Here is a 19,657-nt window from a genome sequence, read left to right on the forward strand (position 1 = left end):
GGCTCTTTGTCAACTGTAGCGGGTTGAAGAAAAGCTAAGTTCGGGAAAGGACAAAATTCGTCCTTTCTTTTTTGATGTTCAGAGCGATAAAAATCCGTTTTTTGAAGTTTTCAAAGTTCCGAAAACCAAAAGCATTGCGCTTGATAAGTTTGATGAGATTATTAGTGGCTTCTAATTTGGTGTTAGAATAGGATAGTTGAAGAGCGTTGACAATTTTCTCTTTGTTCTTTAGAAAGGTTTTAAAGACAGTCTGAAAAAGAGGATGAATCTGCTTTAGATTGTCCTCAATGAGTTCGAAAAACTTGTCAGGCTCCTTATTCTGAAAGTGAAAAAGTAAGAGCTGATAGAGCTTATAGTGATATTTCAAATCTTCTGAATAGCTCAACAGCTTGTCTAGGATTTCTTTATTGATTAAGTGCATACGAAAAGTAGGGCGATAAAATCTCTTATCGCTCAGCAGTTTACGGCTATCCTGTTGAATGAGCTTCTAGTAATGCTTGATAGCCTTGTATTCATGAGATTTTCGCTCAAACTGATTCATGATTTGGACATGCAAACGACTCATAGCACGACTTAAGTGTTGGAGTAAAACAGTCCAGTGGACTGTTTTAGCCTGAGTTCAGAAATATAATAACGAAGGGTGAAAACGATCCAGAATGATTTTAGCGTTTGGAAAAAGTTGTCTAGCTAAGTCATAATAAGGACTAAACATATCCATAGTAATGATTTTCACCTGACAACGAACGGATCTATCGTAGCGCAGAAAGTGATTTCGAATGATAGCTTGTGTTCTTCCTTCAAGAACAGTGATGATATTGAGCTTATCAAAATCTTTCGCAATGAAACTCATCTTCATCTCCCGATTGAAACAGTCGCTCCCCTGACTGTTTCAACGTCCCAAGACATAATCTTTGGTAGACGAGAAAAATCATGCTCAAAGTGAAAGTCATTGAGCTTGCGAATGACAGTTGAAGTTGAGATGGAAAGTTGATGGGTAATGTCGGTCATAGAAGTCTTTTCAATCAACTTTTGAGCAATCTTTTGATTGATGATACGAGGGATTTGGTGATTCTTCTTGACGAGAGAAGTTTCAGCGACCATCATTTTTGAACACTGATAGCACTTGAAACGACGCTTTTTCAGGAGAATTCTAGTCGTTTCAAGGTAAGGAGCCTTAGAAGTTTTTTGAAAGTCATATTTCTTCATTTGCTTTCTGCAATCAGGACAAGATGGGGCGTCGTAGTCCAGTTTAGCGATGATTTCCTTGTGAGTATCCTTATTGATGATATCTAGAATCTGGATATTAGGGTCTTTAATATCGAGTAGTTTTGTGATAAAATGTAATGGTTCCATATGATTCTTTCTAATAAGTTATTTAGTCGTTTTTCATTATAGGTCATATGGGACTTTTTTTCTACAATAAATAGGCTCCATGATATCCATAGGGGATTTGCCCACTACAAATATTATAGAGCCATAAGTTATCCCCCTCTTAGTTTACAAGAGGGGGATTTTATTATTACCAGCTCGTTAGGGATATTTCTCCGCTATTCAGCCAGATAGTATGTTTATCTTTAAGTTCGACTTTAAGTTGACCGGCGTTTGAGATTTCTTTTGCAAGGCCTTTTTTCTCTTTTCCATCTAGCTGGAAGGTGACTTCTTTTCCAAGAACTAAAGATCTCTCTTTATAGATATAAAGTAGCTCATCTGGATCAGTCTTGTAGAAACAAGTCCATATTTCGCTAATCAACTCATTGCGACTAATTGGGGTAGGTAGTGTGAATAAACTTCCTGCTTTTTCGTTTAAATCGTCTGGGAAATTTGTAATAGAAAAATTTATTCCAAGTCCGATAATGACATCTGTCACTAAACCTGTTTCAACGGACGTCATAGCTTCGGTAAGGATACCTGCTATTTTTTTATGTTTAAAGTAGATGTCATTTACCCATTTGATATCTACTTCAATCAAGGTCAGATTTTTAATCGCTTTGTAAACTGCACCAGCTACAAGGAGAGTATAGGAAGGAAGTTTTTCATAGGGAAGATTTGGTTGAATATGCAAGGACATATAAATTCCCCCTTGAGAAGGTGAGTAGTAAGGACGCTGAAAGCGTCCACGCCCTGCTGTCTGACATGTGGAAAGATAGAGGGTGTTTCCCTTGTTTCCATCCTCAATACCTTTTTTTGCATCTGTTTGTGTTGATTTGGTTTCAGGTTTGTAGAGAATGGTTAAGTTGGTTTTTTCTTGAATCAAATCAGGCAATATCAAATCACCTTGAATAAGCTTGTATCCTCTATTTTTGATACTGTCAATTTCTAAGCCTTCTAATTGAAGGCGTTGGATTGCTTTCCATATGGATGTCCGACTTAGATTCAGTTCTTCGCCAATTTTTTCCCCACTGACATAGTCGTTTTCTCTGGCTAGTATTTGGTAGACTAGTTGGTGTGATTTCATACTTTCTTTCCTTTTTACTGTCGTTCAATAGTAGATATTTTCGCCTTTCTTATATTCTACCATAGCTTTTCCTTTTTTAGAAAGTTTACTTCTTTTTCTCTAACAATTATTGGACTGGAATATCTCCGAATATAGTAGAGTATACTTTCATTCTCCCCTAAAAGTTTTTTATTTTGGTAGCGTGTTCATTGTTCCCAAATGACGGAAAAAATGGTAGAATATAAAGATAGTTTAGCATTTATCTTCTGGAGAAATCCAGAACAGAAAGGATCCGTTTTGAAATCAATTGGATTACTGGATAAGATAAGAGGGCTTTCGAAAAAAGATTTCTTTTTGTATTTGATGATCATAAGTATCTTTTTACCTTTTTATTTGTTCTTAGCCCTCTTTGCTTTATATTTGATAGGTTTACTTGTTACTGGGGAGATGAAGGGAATTATCAAAGGATTAGCCAAACATCCTGTACTTCTCTTTTTTATTGCCTACAGTAGTATCATCTCTATCGTCGCTAAGAACTGGCTTGGATTGGTTGCATCTTTACTGATGTTTCTCTTCCTCATTTTCTTTAGTTTCTACCAGAAACGTCTGACACATGCTTTCTTTCGACTGATACTGCAGACAATCTTGTTTGGTAGTGTGCTCTCTGCGGCTTTTGCTACTTTGGAGCATTTCCAAATTGTAAAGAAATTTAACTATGCCTTTCTTTCGCCCAATATGCAGGTATGGCATCAGAATCGGGCAGAAGTGACCTTTTTTAATCCTAATTACTATGGAATTATTTGTTGTTTCTGTATCATGATTGCCTTCTATCTCTTTACAACGACCAAGTTGAATTGGTTGAAGGTATTCTGTGTGATTGCAGGCTTTGTTAATCTCTTTGGATTGAACTTTACTCAAAATCGAACTGCCTTTCCTGCTATTATCGCTGGAGCCATCATTTATCTCTTTACAACCATTAAAAACTGGAAGGCCTTTTGGCTTAGTATCGGGGTCTTTGCGATTGGCTTGAGTTTCCTTTTTTCTAGTGATTTGGGAGTTCGGATGGGGACTTTAGATTCCTCTATGGAAGAACGCATTTCTATCTGGGATGCTGGGATGGCCTTGTTTAAGCAAAATCCTTTTTGGGGGGAGGGGCCATTGACCTATATGCACTCTTATCCTCGGATAAATGCTCCTTATCATGAACATGCTCACAGCCTTTATATTGATACGATTCTGAGTTACGGAATTGTGGGAACCATTTTATTAGCTTTGTCTTCTGTTGCTCCTGTTCGTTTGATGATGGATATGAGTCAGGAGTCGGGGAAACGTCCAATTATCGGTCTTTATCTATCTTTCCTTACAGTGGTTGCTGTGCATGGAATCTTTGACTTGGCCCTTTTCTGGATTCAGTCAGGTTTCATTTTCTTGTTAGTTATGTGCAGTATTCCATTGGAGCGTCGAACCTTGGTATCAGACATGACGGATTAAGTTTATAAGATTGAAATCTTCTACCTTGAGTAGGAGATTTTTTACTGAGAAAAATTAGTTCTAAATCGAAATAGTTGACAATTGGAATAATAAGTATTATAATGTTTTTTATTCGTATCGATATAGAAATAAATTGGAGGTTTCATGAAATATTGTCATTTGGTAGCCCATCATATTCGTTTGTTGAATGGGCGGCTTTTTCAAAAGTTACTGAGACAAGACCCTGACTCTCTTTATCGGAGTGAGCAGGGAAAGATTTTAGCGGTTTTATGGAATAGTAAGACGGGCTGTGCAACTGCGACAGATATTGCGCTTGCGACTGGGCTTGCTAATAATACGTTGACGACTATGATAAAAAAGTTAGAGGAGCAAAATCTTATAACTGTCAGTCCGTGTGGAGAAGATAAGCGTAAGAAGTATTTAGTTTTAACAGAGTTGGGCAAGTCCCAGAAAGAAGTTGGGCAACGTGTCAGTCAGAGATTGGATACTATCTGTTACAAAGGATTTTCAGAGGAAGAAATTCGTCAGTTTGAAGGTTTTCAAGAAAGAATTTTGGCTAATCTGAAAGAGCAGGAAAATGAGGTTTAGAATGGGGTAAATTAGTTATTAAAAGTTTGGTAACTTGACAAACCGAGGAAAATTTTAAATTGAGGACAAAGAATGATTGAATACAAAAATGTAGCGCTACGCTACACAGAAAAAGATGTTTTGAGAGATGTCAATTTACGCATTGAGAATGGCGAGTTTATGGTTTTAGTTGGGCCTTCTGGGTCAGGTAAGACAACCATGATTAAGATGATTAACCGCCTTTTAGAGCCAACTGATGGAAATATTTACATGGATGGCAAGCGCATCAAAGACTATGACGAGCGGGAACTTCGTCTTTCTACTGGTTATGTTTTACAGGCCATTGCTCTGTTTCCCAATCTAACAGTGGCAGAAAATATTGCTCTCATTCCTGAGATGAAAGGCTGGACTAAGGAAGAAATAGCGACGAAAACAGAAGAGCTTTTGGCTAAGGTTGGTTTACCGGTAGCTGAGTATGGGCACCGTTTACCTAATGAATTATCTGGTGGAGAACAGCAACGGGTTGGTATTGTTCGTGCCATGATTGGTCAGCCTAAGATTCTCCTCATGGATGAGCCTTTTTCAGCCTTGGATGCTATTTCGAGAAAACAGCTACAGGTTCTGACGAAAGAATTGCATAAAGAATTTGGGATGACAACGATTTTTGTGACCCATGATACGGATGAAGCTTTGAAATTGGCAGACCGTATTGCTGTTTTGCAGGATGGAGAGATTCGTCAGGTGGCGAATCCTGAGACGATTTTAAAGGCTCCTGCAACAGACTTTGTAGCAGACTTGTTTGGAGGTAGTGTTCATGACTAATTTGATATCAACTTTTCAGAATCGTTTTGGTGATTGGGTAACAGCTCTATCTCAACATTTGCAGTTGTCACTTTTGACCTTATTACTAGCTATTTTGCTTGCTATTCCCTTGGCTGTTTATCTTCGCTATCATGAGAAGTTGGCGGACTGGGTCTTGCAGATTGCAGGAATTTTCCAGACCATACCGTCACTGGCCTTGTTGGGGCTCTTTATTCCTTTGATGGGAATTGGAACCTTGCCTGCTTTGACTGCTCTGGTGATTTATGCAATTTTTCCGATTTTGCAAAATACCATCACTGGGCTAAAGGGAATTGATCCAAGTCTACAAGAGGCTGGGATTGCCTTTGGGATGACCAGGTGGGAGCGTCTCAAGAAGTTTGAAATTCCACTTGCCATGCCTGTCATGATGTCTGGGATTCGGACGGCAGCGGTCTTGATTATCGGTACGGCGACCTTGGCAGCCTTGATTGGGGCTGGTGGACTGGGTTCCTTTATCCTTTTGGGAATTGACCGCAATAATACCAGTCTGATTTTGATTGGGGCCCTTTCTTCTGCAGTGCTTGCCATTGCCTTTAACTTCCTACTAAAAGTGATGGAAAAAGCAAAATTGCGGACGATTTTCTCTGGTTTTGCCTTGGTGACCATATTGCTCGGTCTGTCTTATAGTCCAGCTCTCTTAGCTCAAAAAGAGAAAGAAAACTTGGTGATTGCTGGAAAATTGGGACCGGAACCCGAAATTTTGGCCAATATGTATAAGTTGCTGATTGAAGAAAATACCAGTATGACTGCGACTGTTAAACCGAATTTTGGGAAAACAAGCTTCCTCTATGAAGCTCTGAAAAAAGGGGATATTGACATCTATCCTGAATTTACCGGTACGGTGACTGAAAGTTTGCTTCAGCCATCACCGAAAGTGAGTCATGAGCCAGATCAGGTTTATCAAGTGGCGCGTGATGGCATTGCCAAACAGGATCATCTGGCCTATCTCAAACCTATGTCTTATCAAAATACCTACGCTGTAGCTGTTCCGAAAAAGATTGCTCAAGAATATGGCTTGAAGACCATTTCGGACTTGAAAAAAGTGGAAGGGCAGTTGAAGGCCGGCTTTACTCTCGAATTTAATGACCGTGAAGATGGAAATAAGGGCTTGCAATCAATGTATGGTCTCAATCTCAATGTAGCGACCATGGAACCAGCTCTTCGCTATCAGGCAATTCAGTCAGGCGATATTCAAATTACGGATGCCTATTCGACGGATGCAGAGTTGGCGCGCTATGATTTACAGGTCTTGGAAGATGACAAGCAACTCTTCCCCCCTTATCAAGGGGCACCACTGATGAAAGAAGATCTTCTCAAGAAACATCCAGAGTTGGAAACAGTTCTTAATAAATTGGCTGGTAAGATTACAGAAAGCCAGATGAGCCAGCTCAACTACCAAGTCGGTGTTGAAGGCAAGCCAGCAGAACAAGTAGCCAAGGAATTTCTGCAAGAACAAGGTTTGTTGAAGAAATAACTTGAAAATGCTGAACTCAACTTCTTAAACGACTATATAGAAGAATGCTCAGATAATTTTATCTGGGCTTTTTTGATGTTAGAGTTATTAAATGTCATTAAAAATGGAAAGGAAGAGAAAATTTTCAGGATTTTCTAAAATTTTACTGTAAATACACTTGACTATTCAGAGAATAGGTGTATAATGTGTTGTGAACTACTTAACAAATAAAGATTTCCAGCTCATGTCGACTAAGGATGGAAATCTTATGTATAGACAGTTCAGTAGATATATAATAGAGCGTTGCGTCCGAAAGTCTATCCAGACACGGCTCTTTAAAAACAAAAGGAGAAAATATGACGACTTATTTGCAAAAGAAAATTGAGAATATCAAAACAACCCTTGGTGAAATGTCAGGTGGTTACCGTCGTATGGTTGCGACTATGGCTGATTTGGGGTTTTCAGGAACTATGAAGGCTATCTGGGATGATCTCTTTGCCCATCGTAGTTTTGCCCAGTGGCTTTACCTGCTGGTTTTAGGAAGTTTTCCAATCTGGTTGGAGTTGATTTACGAACACCGCATTGTTGACTGGATTGGGATGATTTGTAGCTTGACTGGGATTATCTGTGTCATCTTTGTATCGGAAGGTCGAGCAAGTAATTATCTTTTTGGCTTGATTAACTCGGTTATTTACCTTATTTTGGCCCTACAAAAAGGCTTTTATGGTGAGGTGCTAACGACACTCTACTTCACGATCATGCAGCCAATTGGACTTCTAGTGTGGATCTACCAAGCACAGTTCAAGAAAGAAAAGCAGGAGTTTGTCGCGCGTAAACTAGACGGCAAGGGTTGGACAAAGTATCTTTCCATTAGTGTTCTTTGGTGGTTGGTATTTGGGTTCATTTATCAGTCTATCGGAGCCAATCGTCCTTATCGCGATTCCATTACCGATGCGACCAATGGGGTAGGGCAAATCCTCATGACAGCTGTTTACCGTGAACAATGGATATTCTGGGCAGCTACCAATGTCTTTTCTATCTATCTCTGGTGGGGAGAAAGCCTGCAAATCCAAGGGAAATACCTAATTTATCTCATCAATAGTCTAGTTGGTTGGTATCAGTGGAGCAAGGCCGCAAAGAGTGCTTAAAAAGTAAAAAAGGATCAGATGATCCTTTTTTGTGTTAGAGCAAAATGAATAATACCGTAATGACAATAGCACTCGTTATACGAACGATGTGGTGAGATATATGTTGACTTTCTTTCTGCTGGCCGTTCCAGTAGGCACCATAGCAGATGATACTCGAGCCCACAATCCATAGAAGAATGGTTGCCAGTGGGACGAAGTAAAAGATAGCTAGAGCCAGAGAGGTGAGGCAACTGCCGACCAAGATGCACGTGTTTCCCAGACTGTAGTTCTTTTGTTTCATGGCTGAAAAAGCAGCAGCAAGGTGAAGCAATGAGAAGGCGAGAGCTAGTACGATTGTTAGTATTCCTAGAATCATCGAAGTTAACATAGTCGGTTCCTTTCTGAGTTACAGGCTTAGTTATCAAGTGGAGTTGTAGAGGTCATCTCTATTACATCAAGGTAAAATCTCACTACTTGCTCTTCGGTATAAGATTTTCCTTGTTTTAGCCACCAAGTTAGGGTCTCGATAAAGTTCGTCACAACAAAATGCTGAAGGTAAGAGGCCGGAATGTTTGGATAGGCCGCTTGCAAGTCATCCGCCACCATGGGATAGACGTGGTGTTCAAGTTCCTTGTGTAGTTGGCGGAGAAAGTAGTCATTTTTTGAAAAAAGAAGACTGGTGACATGGTCCTGGTTTTTTTGAAAATGTAAAAAGATATGTGCGAGGTAGTCTTCTGTAGTTAAGTGTTCTTCCCTTTCAAAGAGATGGTGAAAGAGGTAGCGACAGAGCTCATCTAAAAGCAGTTCCTTGCTCTCGTAGTGACAGTAAAAGGTCGAGCGGCCAACATCTGCCAAGTCAATGATATCTTGGACAGTAGTAGCATCATAGCCTTTGACGTTCAAAACTTGTAAAAAAGCTTGATAGATGGCTTTTTTTGTCTTGTTGACTCGACGGTCTCTTTTTAGCATACAGACACTTGAGACAGACTGTTCAGAACTGAATAAGACTGACAGTTTGCTTCTATCCTTTCTTTGGATTTTATTAGATAATACAAATGAAAGAAGTATGTATATACCCATTATACCAAAGGAGGGAGAGAAATGAGCTCTAAAACATCAATCTGGTTAGCTTTTTTCTTAAATTTAAGCTATGCTATTGTTGAGTTTATCGCAGGAGGGATCTTTGGTTCGAGTGCTGTTCTTGCTGATTCTGTTCATGACTTGGGAGATGCTATAGCCATTGGCATATCAGCCCTTTTAGAAACAATCTCAAACCGAGAAGAAGACGGGCAGTACACCTTGGGTTACAAGCGTTTTAGTCTTTTAGGGGCCATCCTAACGGCTGTGATTCTTATGATAGGGTCTGTCCTAGTGATATTGGAAAATATCACAAAGATAGTTCACCCTCAACCTGTCAATGAGGAAGGCGTCCTCTGGCTAGGAATCATTGCAGTAAATATCAATGTGCTAGCTAGTCTAGTAGTTCGTAAGGGAAAGACAAAGAACGAGTCAATTCTGAGTCTGCATTTTTTGGAAGATACTCTTGGTTGGTTGGCTGTCATTCTAATGGCGATTATCCTCCGATTTACAGATTGGTATATCCTTGATCCGCTCTTATCTCTTGTCATTTCCATCTTCATTCTAACAAAAGTCATACCCCGCTTTTGGAGCGCACTCAAGATTTTCTTGGATGCTGTGCCAGAAGGGGTAGATATCAAACAAGTGAAGAATGACTTGGAGCAATTGGACCATGTGGTCAGTGTTAATCAGCTCAATCTCTGGACTATGGATGGTTTGGAAAAAAATGCCATTGTTCATGTTTGCCTAGAAGAGATTGAACATATAGAGTATTGTAAAGAATCCATTCGTAATTTACTCAAAGATTATGAGTTTCAAAATGTCACCATTGAAGTTGATGCAAACCTAGCAAGTCACCAAACCCATAAGCGAAAAATTGAGGAGCTGGAAGCCAGTCAAAGTCATGAACATCATCATTCATAAGAAGTCGATTTTCCATTTGTTGATTATTTCTGATGAATTGTAAATGTAACATCTTTACTCCATTATGAAATTGTGATAGACTACCTATATCACTGAAAGGAGATAGGCGATGTTACAGCTACAACACATTTCAAAAATCTATCATACGGGCGATCAAGAGTTCCACGCGCTAAAGGATATTTCGATTTGCTTCCGTGAGAATGAGTTTGTCTCCATTCTCGGGCAATCGGGTTCTGGGAAAACCACCCTATTAAATATCATCGGGGGACTCGACCAATACACATCTGGTGATTTACTCATCCAAGGAAAATCAACAAAGCAATTTAAATACCGCGATTGGGATAGCTACAGAAACCACACCATCGGTTTCGTCTTTCAGTCTTATAATCTCATCGGGCACCAAACTGCACTCTCTAACGTAGAAATTGCAATGACTCTTTCGGGTGTTTCAAAAGCAGAACGTAAGAAACGTGCTATCGAAGTGCTCGAACGCGTAGGCCTAAAAGACCATTTATATAAGAAACCAAGTCAAATGTCTGGGGGACAAATGCAACGAATCGCGATTGCGCGTGCTCTTGTTAATGATCCCAAAGTCGTTTTAGCTGACGAACCGACAGGAGCGCTCGATTCTGAGACTTCTGTTCAAATCATGGATTTATTAAAAGACATCGCCAAGGAACGTTTGGTTATCATGGTGACGCATAACCCAGAGCTGGCACAGAAGTACTCCACACGTATCGTACAAGTATTAGATGGAAACATCTTGAGCGACTCAAACCCATGCGAACCAACAGAGGAGACAAAGCAAGTCAACATCCAGTTCACGAAGACGAAGATGAGCTTTATAACCGCCCTTGTACTTTCCTTTAATAACCTATTGACGAAGAAAGGTCGTACCTTACTAACAGCTTTTGCGGGTTCTATTGGGATTATCGGAATTGCTCTTATCTTAGCCCTTTCCAATGGTGTGAGTGATTACGTTAAAAAGGTGCAGGAAGATACTCTCGTCTCTCTTCCACTGACGATTAGCGAGCAGAACCAGAGCAACTTGTTGGCGACCTCTCCAGATTTGAGCGAGAAGCCTTACAAGGATAATCATGAGCTCGGTATCAATACGATTTTAACGAATTTATTGAAAAAACAAATCGGAAAGAACGACCTAGCTTCCTTCAAGACTTACTTGGAGGAACATGCTTCGAAGGTCGAATCTCTCACAAAAGACATTCGTTACCGATACAATTTACAACCGTTTATCTATGCAAGTGATACTTCCAACGGACCCAAAAGTATTCTGCCTTCAACCTTAGCTGATGAAGTAGAAACAGCGAATCAAACGATGAAGGGATACTTACAAAACCTCAACTACTGGAGTGAACTTTCTAGTGATTCTTCAATGCTAGAAAGCAAGTACGACGTGTTGGAAGGACGCTTCCCACAAGATAAGTCCGAGATCGTCCTTATCGTAGATGAAAACAATCAAATTAGCGACTTGTTGCTCTATAGTTTGCGTATCAAAGATCCCAGTGAATTGAACGATACGAAGAAGCTCGACGAACTCTCTTCTCAAACGTATCAATATAGTGACTTTATCGGAAAAACTTTCAAAGCAGTTGTCAATACAAACCGTTTTGTGAAAGAAAATAACTTATGGGTCAATAAGATTGCAGATGCTTCTTATATGAAAACTCAAATCGAGAATGGGCTCGAACTTAAAATTGTGGGTGTCCTTCGCCAAAAAGACGGCACAAGTTCAAGCGTGAATGCTCCTTCAGGAGGAATCGCCTACACAAGCACCCTTATTGATTACACTTCCGAACACATTCAAAATAGTGATATCGTTAAGGAACAGGAAGCCAATCAAAATCTAAATGTATTTACGGGTAAAGACTTTGCCAAAGATCCTAAACCATTCAGTTCGGAGAATTTAACCGAAGAAGAAAAAATCCAGTTGGCCAAAATGACGCCTGAAGAACAATCTCAGTATGTCCAACAATATAACGACAACTCGGCTTCAACTTACGAGGAAAACCTCGCAAAAATGGGTGTCATCAACAAATCCAAACCAGCTGCCATTGAGCTCTACACCTCTTCGTTCCAACAAAAACAAGACTTAAAAGAATTCATAAACGCCTATAACACGGCGAAAAAAGAAGCTGGAGAAGACGATAAGGTACTCGCTTATTCCGATGATATCCAAACTATCATGTCTTCAATTACGACATTGGTTGGCGTAGTGACAACTGTGCTCGTTGGCTTTGTGGCCATCTCACTCATTGTATCTTCTATAATGATTTCGATTATCACGTACATTTCAGTTCTCGAACGTACAAAAGAAATCGGAATCCTACGTGCAATGGGGGCTTCGAAGAAAGATATTCGTCGTATTTTCACTGCTGAAACAGCCATCGAAGGATTCATCTCTGGGGTGTTCGGTATCGCGGTTACTCTCCTTGCGACATTTCCAATCAATGCGATTGTTGCTAAAATGACAAATGTGGGAAATGTAGCGCAATTACCAATAGAAGTAGCTCTAATCCTTATCGGTATTTCGATTGTCCTCACCATGTTAGCCGGTCTAATCCCTTCACGCATCGCCGCCAAGAAAGACCCAGTCGAATCGCTTCGTAGCGAATAACAACTAAACCCCAAAAAGGTGGATAAAGGCCTACTTATTTATCCACCTTTTTCTATTGGCTGGAAGCTATTAAAAATGTAATCGAAAAATCTCTCCTTATAAAACTTAAATTTCGAGAAGAAAAGACTATATTGGACTAAACCAGTGCCTTATCGCCGTTAATAATGATTGATACGATCGAAAGCTTGACAAAAAGTGTATAATAAAAGTGAGAAACTAATAGAAAAGGAGTGATTCTATGAAGAAAACAGTTTATACAAAAGCTGGTCAGGTTGGTCTTGTTGAAGTGGAGCATCCGCAAATCATTGAGGCAGACGATGCCATTATTCGGATCGTTCGGACTTGTGTCTGTGGCTCTGATCTGTGGAGTTATCGCAATCCGGATATTGAAGCAGGGCATCAGAATAGCGGGCACGAAGCGATTGGTATCGTTGAGGCAATTGGTGATGCAGTGACGACCGTTAAACCTGGCGATTTTGTCATTGCCCCTTTCACACATGGTTGTGGTCAGTGTGATGCCTGTCGTGCTGGTTTTGATGGTTCGTGTGATAATCATCCTGGTAACAACTGGTCAGGTGGTGTCCAGGCTGAGTATATCCGTTTCCACTATGCCAACTGGGCACTGGTTAAAATCCCTGGACAACCTTCTGACTATACAGAAGGCATGCTAAAGTCCCTCTTGACTCTTGCAGATGTTATGCCGACGGGCTATCATGCGGCGCGTGTTGCAAATGTTCAAAAAGGGGATAAGGTTGTGGTCATTGGTGATGGGGCTGTTGGTCAATGTGCTGTTATCGCAGCTAAAATGCGTGGAGCATCGCAAATTATCCTTATGAGTCGTCATGAAGATCGTCAAAAGATGGCTCTGGAGTCGGGTGCGATAGCTGTTGTATCTGAGCGAGGTCAAGAAGGTATTGCTAAGGTGCGTGAAATCCTCGGTGGTGGAGCAGATGCAGCACTTGAATGTGTTGGAACAGAAGCAGCGGTTGATCAAGCGCTTGGTGTTCTCCATAATGGAGGGCGCATGGGATTTGTTGGTGTACCGCACTATGAAAATCGAGCCATTGGCTCAACCTTTGGTCAAAATACAATAATCGGTGGTGGCCCAGCTTCTGTCACAACATACGATAAGCAATTCTTACTAAAAGCCGTCCTTGATGGCGACATTAATCCAGGTCGCGTCTTTACCTCAAGTTATAAATTGGAAGACATTGACCAAGCCTATAAAGATATGGATGAACGTAAGACGATTAAGGCAATGATTGTGATTGATTAAAAAGAAAATCCTAATGGAGATTTGAGAATCTCTATTAGGATTTTTGACTTTATTATATTAGTTGAGTTATGGCAGAGTACTTTCTCTCAGAGTCAGTCTAGTTCCCAGCATAGTTAGGCTAGGAATTTTCCGACCATGAAGAACTTCCTTGTTAAGAATATCCATACCTGCTCGGCCCATCTCCTCAGTATAGACTGTGATGCTAGATAGGGGAGGATAGACCTGCTTGGTCAGGCTAGTATCGTTAAAGGAAATGAGACTGACACGGTCTGGCAGGCTGATTCCAGCTTCTTGGAGGGCACGGAGGGCACCGATGGCTAAACTATCGCTGGCTGCGAAAAATGCTGGGGGGAGTTGATCACCCAACTTGTGAATAGCCTCCTTCATCAAGTCATAGCCAGACTGGGCAGTAAAGCTACCTTGAAAGACCAGTTTATCATGGTAGATGCCTTTTGATAGAGAGTAGTTTTTAAAATGTTCTAGGCGTTTATCCTGGATGATTTCTTCTTGGTCGGTTGTTTCTTCAAGGCCGGTGAGAACTCCGATACGATCTAGCCCTTGACTGAGGAAGTGGTCTACAACTTGTTTTACAGCAGTATAAAAGTCAGTAATAATACAGGTATGACCTAGTGAGAGGGTATCGCTGTCTATAAAGACTAGGGGTTTTTGGTATTCTTCAAAGGCAGAAATCTGTGCTCGACTGAACTTTCCAATACAGAGAATCCCAATCACTTCCTCGCTCAGAGTAAAAGGATGGTCGTTAAAATAGCGCAAGATATCATAGTCCAACTCTTGGGCTCTTTTTTCAATACCGAGACGAATTTGGTAGTAGTAGAGGTCGTCCAGTTCCCCCTGCTCGCTGACCCATTGGATAATGGCAATCTTTTGCTTGGGTTTGTGGGATTCGCCTGTCTTGAGGTGCTTGGTATAGCCTAGCTCTTCAGCGACAGTTAAAATACGGTGTCTGGTTTCTTCTGTAACAGATAGACTCTGGTCGCGATTGAGGACACGAGATACGGTCGCGATAGAGACAGAGGCTAGCTGTGCAATGTCTTTTAAGGTAGCCATAAATCCTCCTCCTTTTAGGTTAGTATATCATATTTTTCTTCTTTTTACCGATTGTTTAGTAAAACTTTAGTAAAAAGGATTGACCTTGGGAAATCCCTTGGATACAATAGAAGAAAACGATTACACGTTAAGATGAGTTAACGGACAGTCAAAGGAGAATTCATATGACACAACATCTTACTGCTGAAGCCCTTCGTAAAGATTTTCTTGCTGTTTTTGGTCAAGAAGCAGACCAAACTTTCTTTTCACCAGGCCGTATCAATTTGATTGGTGAACACACGGACTATAATGGCGGTCACGTTTTTCCTGCTGCAATTTCCTTGGGAACTTATGGGGCGGCTCGCAAACGTGACGACCAAGTCTTGCGTTTCTATTCAGCCAACTTTGAAGATAAGGGCATTATCGAAGTGCCTCTTGCGGACCTCAAGTTTGAAAAAGAGCACAACTGGACCAACTATCCAAAAGGGGTTCTCCATTTCTTGCAAGAAGCTGGGCACGTGATTGACAAAGGTTTTGATTTTTATGTTTATGGGAATATCCCAAATGGAGCTGGCCTGTCTTCATCAGCATCCTTGGAACTCTTGACAGGGGTCGTGGCTGAGCATCTCTTTGACCTAAAACTAGACCGTTTGGATTTGGTTAAAATCGGAAAACAAACAGAAAACAACTTTATCGGAGTCAACTCTGGTATCATGGATCAGTTTGCTATCGGTATGGGTGCAGACCAACGTGCTATTTACCTAGATACCAACACTCTAGAATACGACTTGGTGCCACTTGATTTAAAAGACAATGTCGTTGTTATTATGAATACCAATAAACGCCGTGAACTGGCGGACTCTAAATACAATGAACGCCGTGCTGAGTGTGAAAAAGCAGTGGAAGAATTGCAAGTTGCCTTGGATATTCAGACCTTGGGTGAACTAGACGAGTGGGCCTTTGATCAATACAGCTACCTTATCAAAGACGAAAATCGTTTGAAACGGGCTCGTCATGCTGTGCTTGAAAACCAACGCACCCTTAAAGCTCAAGCAGCCCTTCAAGCAGGTGATTTGGAAACATTTGGTCGTTTGATGAATGCTTCTCACGTTTCTCTGGAGCATGACTACGAAGTAACTGGTTTGGAATTGGATACCCTTGTTCACACAGCTTGGACTCAAGAAGGTGTTCTCGGTGCTCGTATGACAGGGGCAGGTTTTGGTGGCTGTGCCATTGCCTTGGTACAAAAAGACACTGTTGAGGCCTTTAAAGAAGCTGTAGGCAAACATTACGAAGAAGTAGTTGGATACGCTCCAAGCTTCTATATCGCTGAAGTTGCAGGTGGCACTCGCGTCCTTGACTAGTCAAAAGGAGGCTCTATAGTGACCTTAGTAGATAAATTTGTAACACATATTATTTCTGAAAGTTCATTTGAAGAAATGGATCGCATCTACCTGACCAATCGTGTCTTGGCACGAGTGGGTGACGGTGTTTTGGAAGTTGAGACCAATCTGGATAAAGTGATTGACCTCAAGGACCAGCTGGTTGAGGAAGCCGTTCGATTAGAGACGATTGAGGATAGTCAGACTGCGCGTGAGATTATCGGTGCTGAACTGATGGACTTAGTAACCCCTTGTCCGAGTCAGGTCAATCGTGACTTTTGGACAACCTATACCCATTCACCAGAGCAGGCGATTGCGGACTTCTATCAACTCAGTCAGAAAAATGACTACATCAAACTCAAGGCCATTGCTAAAAATATTGCTTATCGTGTACCGTCTGATTACGGAGAACTTGAGATCACAATTAATCTCTCTAAGCCTGAAAAGGATCCTAAGGAGATTGCGGCAGCCAAGTTGGTGCAAGCTAGCAATTATCCTCAGTGTCAGCTTTGTTTAGAGAATGAAGGCTACCATGGTCGGGTCAACCACCCAGCTCGCAGCAACCACCGCATTATCCGTTTTGAAATGGCGGGTCAAGAATGGGGCTTCCAGTATTCGCCCTATGCTTACTTTAATGAGCACTGTATTTTCTTAGACGGCCAGCATCGTCCTATGGCGATTAGTCGGCAGAGCTTTGAGCGTTTGTTGGCTATTGTAGACCAGTTTCCAGGCTATTTTGCAGGCTCAAATGCCGACCTACCGATTGTGGGGGGTTCTATTCTAACCCATGACCACTATCAGGGAGGACGTCATGTCTTTCCTATGGAATTGGCTCCTCTGCAAAAGACCTTCCGATTTGCTGGTTTTGAACAGGTCAAGGCTGGGATTGTCAAGTGGCCTATGTCAGTGTTGCGTTTGACTTCGGATTCTAAAGAGGATTTGATCAACTTGGCTGACAAGATTTTGCAGGAATGGCGTCAGTATTCAGATCCTGCAGTGCAGATTTTAGCAGAGACAGACGGGACACCACATCACACTATCACACCGATTGCGCGTACGCGTGATGGACAGTTTGAGTTGGACTTGGTCTTGCGGGACAATCAAACATCGCTAGAACATCCTGATGGCATCTATCATCCCCACAAGGATGTCCAACATATCAAGAAGGAAAATATCGGCTTGATTGAGGTCATGGGCTTGGCTATCCTGCCACCACGTCTAAAAGAAGAAGTGGAGGAAGTCGCTAACTACCTAGTGGGAGAAGATGTCTCAGTTGCCGCTTATCATCAGGAATGGGCAGACCAACTCAAAGTCCAGCATCCAGATCTAACGGATAAAGAAAAAGCCCTTGAAATCGTTAAGGACTCTGTGGGTGCTATCTTTGCTCGTGTACTTGAGGATGCAGGAGTCTACAAGCAAACGGAACAGGGACAAGCAGCCTTTATGCGCTTTGTAGAGCAGGTCGGAATTTTGCCAGACTAGGAGCTTTCTCCTTGCACAGTCCTATAAAAAGTAGTATCATAGTGTCGTTTGAAATATCAGGAGGAAACGATGAAAGATTTTCATTTTGACGCTATATCTGCCTTTGAAAATTACGAAATAGAAAAAATGAGAGATGGTCACGTTGTGGTGACGACTAAAGTAGTGAACTCGTCGCTCAACTACTATGGTAATGCCCATGGTGGCTATCTCTTTACCCTTTGTGACCAGATCAGTGGTTTGGTGGTTATCTCGCTAGGACTTGATGGAGTGACACTACAATCTTCTATCAACTACCTCAAAGCAGGAAAACTCGACGATGTGCTAACCATTAAAGGAGAATGTGTCCATCAAGGTCGCACAACATGTGTAGTAGATGTCGATATCACCAATCAAGATGGTAGAAATGTCTGTAAGGCAACCTTTACCATGTTTGTCACAGGCCAACGGTCAAATGAGAGACAGGTAAGGATATAGAGATAAATGAGTAGGACAAATATAGCCTACTCATTTTAGTTTATGAGATATGTTAGAAGGAAATATAAAAGAGAGTGATGAAATACAAAGGTAATAGGTACCTATATGTGGTATACTAGTTATGGTAGATTTTAATTACTTATATTGAGTGGATTCTCATATTAGTGAGGAATTTTTAAATGGAATTACAATTTAATTTAGAATTAGTAGAAACTTATAAAAGTAATAGCCAAAAGGCACGTATCTTAACGGAGGATTGGGTTTATCGTCAGTCTTATTGCCCTAATTGTGGGAACAGTTCCTTAAATCATTTTAAAAATAATCGGCCTGTAGCAGATTTTTACTGTAATCATTGTAGTGAGGAGTTTGAACTAAAGAGCAAAAAAGGAAATTTTTCAACAACAATCAATGATGGTGCTTATGCAACAATGATGGAGCGTGTGCAGGCAGATAATAATCCTAATTTCTTTTTTTTAACTTACACAAAAAATTTTGAGGTAAATAATTTTCTTGTCCTTCCGAAGCAATTTGTTACACCGAAATCTATTATTCAAAGAAAACCACTTGCACCAACTGCCAGACGCGCTGGTTGGATTGGTTGTAACATAGATTTATCGCAAGTACCTTCTAAAGGAAGAATATTTCTTGTGCAAAATGGACAAGTTAGAGATCCAGAAAAAGTTACAAAAGAATTTAAGCAAAGTTTATTTTTAAGGAAAAACTCTTTTTCAGCAAGAGGTTGGACAATAGAAATTCTAAATTGTATAGATAAGATAGAGGGTTCAGAATTTACTCTTGAAGATATGTATCGTTTTGAAAGTGACCTAAAAAATATTTTTGTTAAGAACAATCATATCAAAGAAAAAATTAGGCAACAGCTTCAAATATTAAGAGACAAAGAAATAATAGAATTTAAAGGTAGAGGAAAGTATCGGAAATTATGAAAAAGAAACAACTTATTGCACCAGAAGAGGTGTATGATTTCTTAAAAGTCATCTGGTTTGATTATGAAACAGAGAGTAATTATGAAAACTTAAGTTTAATGGTCTACACTTTATCAGACCCTGATTGTGTGAGGTGGTTATCTGAAAATATGGAGTTTGGTAATGAGGAACAACTTTCTTTATTGAATAAAAAATATAGATGGGAAGATGGGGATGAATTACCAGAGTGGCTAGAAAGCCCAAAACATAGATTATTGCTAATAAGTGAGTTATTGGAGAGAAACTTAAGATGAAAAAGTATACTATAGAAATTATTGAAACTCTAACCCGTTTAGTGAGTATAGAAGCTGAAGATGAGTATGAAGCGGAACGTATTGTAAGAGAAAAGTATAAGAATGGTGAAATAGTTCTTGATGCAGATGATTTTCAGGACTATGACACTAGTATATATGAGTAGATGTTTTTATTTTGTCACACAAAAAA

At 40.5% G+C, this 19,657-nt stretch carries 16 protein-coding genes and 2 pseudogenes; 13 read left to right on the forward strand and 5 right to left on the reverse strand.

The window, feature by feature from the left end; translation table 11 throughout:
* Nucleotides 1–34: 34 nt before the first annotated feature.
* Nucleotides 35–1,353: pseudogene (locus B7709_RS02560) on the reverse strand (ISL3 family transposase).
* 166 nt (nucleotides 1,354–1,519) lie between these two features.
* Nucleotides 1,520–2,455 carry a bifunctional biotin--[acetyl-CoA-carboxylase] ligase/biotin operon repressor BirA gene (gene birA, locus B7709_RS02565; RefSeq protein WP_084971425.1) on the reverse strand — a complete coding sequence of 312 codons (936 nt, stop codon included), beginning with the start codon at nucleotides 2,453–2,455 and terminating at the stop codon, nucleotides 1,520–1,522.
* Nucleotides 2,456–2,731: 276 nt separating this feature from the next.
* On the opposite strand from birA, the gene B7709_RS02570 reads away from it, so the two are divergent.
* From B7709_RS02570 to pnuC, 5 genes are all read left to right on the forward strand, one after another.
* Nucleotides 2,732–3,925, forward strand: coding sequence for an O-antigen ligase family protein (locus B7709_RS02570; RefSeq protein ID WP_008289123.1), 1,194 nt, complete (start codon nucleotides 2,732–2,734; stop codon nucleotides 3,923–3,925).
* A gap of 144 nt (nucleotides 3,926–4,069) precedes the next feature.
* Nucleotides 4,070–4,513, forward strand: coding sequence for a MarR family winged helix-turn-helix transcriptional regulator (locus B7709_RS02575; protein WP_000872571.1), 444 nt, complete (start codon nucleotides 4,070–4,072; stop codon nucleotides 4,511–4,513).
* 72 nt (nucleotides 4,514–4,585) lie between these two features.
* Nucleotides 4,586–5,314, forward strand: coding sequence for an ATP-binding cassette domain-containing protein (locus tag B7709_RS02580; protein ID WP_084971427.1), 729 nt, complete (start codon nucleotides 4,586–4,588; stop codon nucleotides 5,312–5,314).
* Nucleotides 5,307–6,827 (forward strand): ABC transporter permease/substrate-binding protein, encoded by a 1,521-nt coding sequence (locus tag B7709_RS02585; RefSeq protein WP_084971429.1) that lies wholly within the window; start codon nucleotides 5,307–5,309, stop codon nucleotides 6,825–6,827. Before B7709_RS02580 ends, B7709_RS02585 begins: the two co-directional genes overlap by 8 nt.
* Before the next feature lie 335 nt (nucleotides 6,828–7,162).
* Entirely contained in the window at nucleotides 7,163–7,954 is a 792-nt protein-coding gene (gene pnuC / locus B7709_RS02590) for a nicotinamide riboside transporter PnuC (RefSeq protein WP_084971431.1), read from the forward strand.
* A 34-nt stretch (nucleotides 7,955–7,988) separates the two neighbouring features.
* Here pnuC and B7709_RS02595 read toward each other — a convergent pair whose 3' ends face one another.
* Nucleotides 7,989–8,321 (reverse strand): glucuronide permease, encoded by a 333-nt coding sequence (locus B7709_RS02595; RefSeq protein ID WP_084971433.1) that lies wholly within the window; start codon nucleotides 8,319–8,321, stop codon nucleotides 7,989–7,991.
* Between the two features lie 26 nt (nucleotides 8,322–8,347).
* Complete coding sequence (locus B7709_RS02600; protein ID WP_084971435.1) at nucleotides 8,348–8,902, reverse strand: TetR/AcrR family transcriptional regulator; 555 nt, start codon at nucleotides 8,900–8,902, stop codon at nucleotides 8,348–8,350.
* Between the two features lie 132 nt (nucleotides 8,903–9,034).
* Here B7709_RS02600 and B7709_RS02605 point away from each other — a divergent pair, with 132 nt between their 5' ends.
* The 3 genes from B7709_RS02605 to B7709_RS02615 all read left to right on the forward strand — a co-directional run bounded on the left by B7709_RS02605 (nucleotide 9,035) and on the right by B7709_RS02615 (nucleotide 13,845).
* A complete protein-coding gene (locus B7709_RS02605; RefSeq protein WP_084971437.1) occupies nucleotides 9,035–9,934 on the forward strand; it encodes a cation diffusion facilitator family transporter in 900 nt (299 codons plus the stop codon).
* A 109-nt stretch (nucleotides 9,935–10,043) separates the two neighbouring features.
* Entirely contained in the window at nucleotides 10,044–12,569 is a 2,526-nt protein-coding gene (locus B7709_RS02610; RefSeq protein ID WP_084971439.1) for an ABC transporter ATP-binding protein/permease, read from the forward strand.
* 238 nt (nucleotides 12,570–12,807) lie between these two features.
* Entirely contained in the window at nucleotides 12,808–13,845 is a 1,038-nt protein-coding gene (locus B7709_RS02615; protein ID WP_084971441.1) for a zinc-binding dehydrogenase, read from the forward strand.
* 66 nt (nucleotides 13,846–13,911) lie between these two features.
* Here B7709_RS02615 and galR read toward each other — a convergent pair whose 3' ends face one another.
* Entirely contained in the window at nucleotides 13,912–14,913 is a 1,002-nt protein-coding gene (gene galR, locus B7709_RS02620) for a DNA-binding transcriptional regulator GalR (protein ID WP_084971443.1), read from the reverse strand.
* A gap of 164 nt (nucleotides 14,914–15,077) precedes the next feature.
* Between galR and B7709_RS02625 the strand changes: the two genes are divergently transcribed.
* From B7709_RS02625 to B7709_RS10245, 5 genes and pseudogenes are all read left to right on the forward strand, one after another.
* Complete coding sequence (locus B7709_RS02625; protein WP_084971445.1) at nucleotides 15,078–16,256, forward strand: galactokinase; 1,179 nt, start codon at nucleotides 15,078–15,080, stop codon at nucleotides 16,254–16,256.
* Between the two features lie 18 nt (nucleotides 16,257–16,274).
* On the forward strand, nucleotides 16,275–17,756 hold the full coding sequence (locus B7709_RS02630) for a UDP-glucose--hexose-1-phosphate uridylyltransferase (RefSeq protein ID WP_084971447.1): 1,482 nt from the start codon (nucleotides 16,275–16,277) through the stop codon (nucleotides 17,754–17,756).
* Nucleotides 17,757–17,825: 69 nt separating this feature from the next.
* Nucleotides 17,826–18,230 carry a PaaI family thioesterase gene (locus B7709_RS02635; protein WP_084971449.1) on the forward strand — a complete coding sequence of 135 codons (405 nt, stop codon included), beginning with the start codon at nucleotides 17,826–17,828 and terminating at the stop codon, nucleotides 18,228–18,230.
* 179 nt (nucleotides 18,231–18,409) lie between these two features.
* On the forward strand, nucleotides 18,410–19,174 hold the full coding sequence (locus B7709_RS02640; protein ID WP_084971451.1) for a DpnI domain-containing protein: 765 nt from the start codon (nucleotides 18,410–18,412) through the stop codon (nucleotides 19,172–19,174).
* Nucleotides 19,171–19,631 (forward strand): annotated as a pseudogene (locus B7709_RS10245) (DpnD/PcfM family protein). The gene B7709_RS02640 and the pseudogene B7709_RS10245 overlap by 4 nt, the downstream one beginning before the upstream one ends.
* Nucleotides 19,632–19,657: the final 26 nt, after the last annotated feature.

It is taken from the genome of Streptococcus oralis subsp. dentisani (assembly GCF_002096335.1).
Taxonomy (GTDB): domain Bacteria; phylum Bacillota; class Bacilli; order Lactobacillales; family Streptococcaceae; genus Streptococcus; species Streptococcus oralis_Z.

Bases quoted from the DNA above. Each gene is read 5' to 3' on its own strand.
- birA (WP_084971425.1), bottom strand. From the start codon at position 2,455: ATGAAATCACACCAACTAGTCTACCAAATACTAGCCAGAGAAAACGAC.
- B7709_RS02575 (WP_000872571.1), top strand. From the start codon at position 4,070: ATGAAATATTGTCATTTGGTAGCCCATCATATTCGTTTGTTGAATGGG.
- B7709_RS02580 (WP_084971427.1), top strand. From the start codon at position 4,586: ATGATTGAATACAAAAATGTAGCGCTACGCTACACAGAAAAAGATGTT.
- B7709_RS02585 (WP_084971429.1), top strand. From the start codon at position 5,307: ATGACTAATTTGATATCAACTTTTCAGAATCGTTTTGGTGATTGGGTA.
- pnuC (WP_084971431.1), top strand. From the start codon at position 7,163: ATGACGACTTATTTGCAAAAGAAAATTGAGAATATCAAAACAACCCTT.
- B7709_RS02595 (WP_084971433.1), bottom strand. From the start codon at position 8,321: ATGTTAACTTCGATGATTCTAGGAATACTAACAATCGTACTAGCTCTC.
- B7709_RS02600 (WP_084971435.1), bottom strand. From the start codon at position 8,902: ATGCTAAAAAGAGACCGTCGAGTCAACAAGACAAAAAAAGCCATCTAT.
- B7709_RS02605 (WP_084971437.1), top strand. From the start codon at position 9,035: ATGAGCTCTAAAACATCAATCTGGTTAGCTTTTTTCTTAAATTTAAGC.
- B7709_RS02610 (WP_084971439.1), top strand. From the start codon at position 10,044: ATGTTACAGCTACAACACATTTCAAAAATCTATCATACGGGCGATCAA.
- B7709_RS02615 (WP_084971441.1), top strand. From the start codon at position 12,808: ATGAAGAAAACAGTTTATACAAAAGCTGGTCAGGTTGGTCTTGTTGAA.
- galR (WP_084971443.1), bottom strand. From the start codon at position 14,913: ATGGCTACCTTAAAAGACATTGCACAGCTAGCCTCTGTCTCTATCGCG.
- B7709_RS02625 (WP_084971445.1), top strand. From the start codon at position 15,078: ATGACACAACATCTTACTGCTGAAGCCCTTCGTAAAGATTTTCTTGCT.
- B7709_RS02635 (WP_084971449.1), top strand. From the start codon at position 17,826: ATGAAAGATTTTCATTTTGACGCTATATCTGCCTTTGAAAATTACGAA.
- B7709_RS02640 (WP_084971451.1), top strand. From the start codon at position 18,410: ATGGAATTACAATTTAATTTAGAATTAGTAGAAACTTATAAAAGTAAT.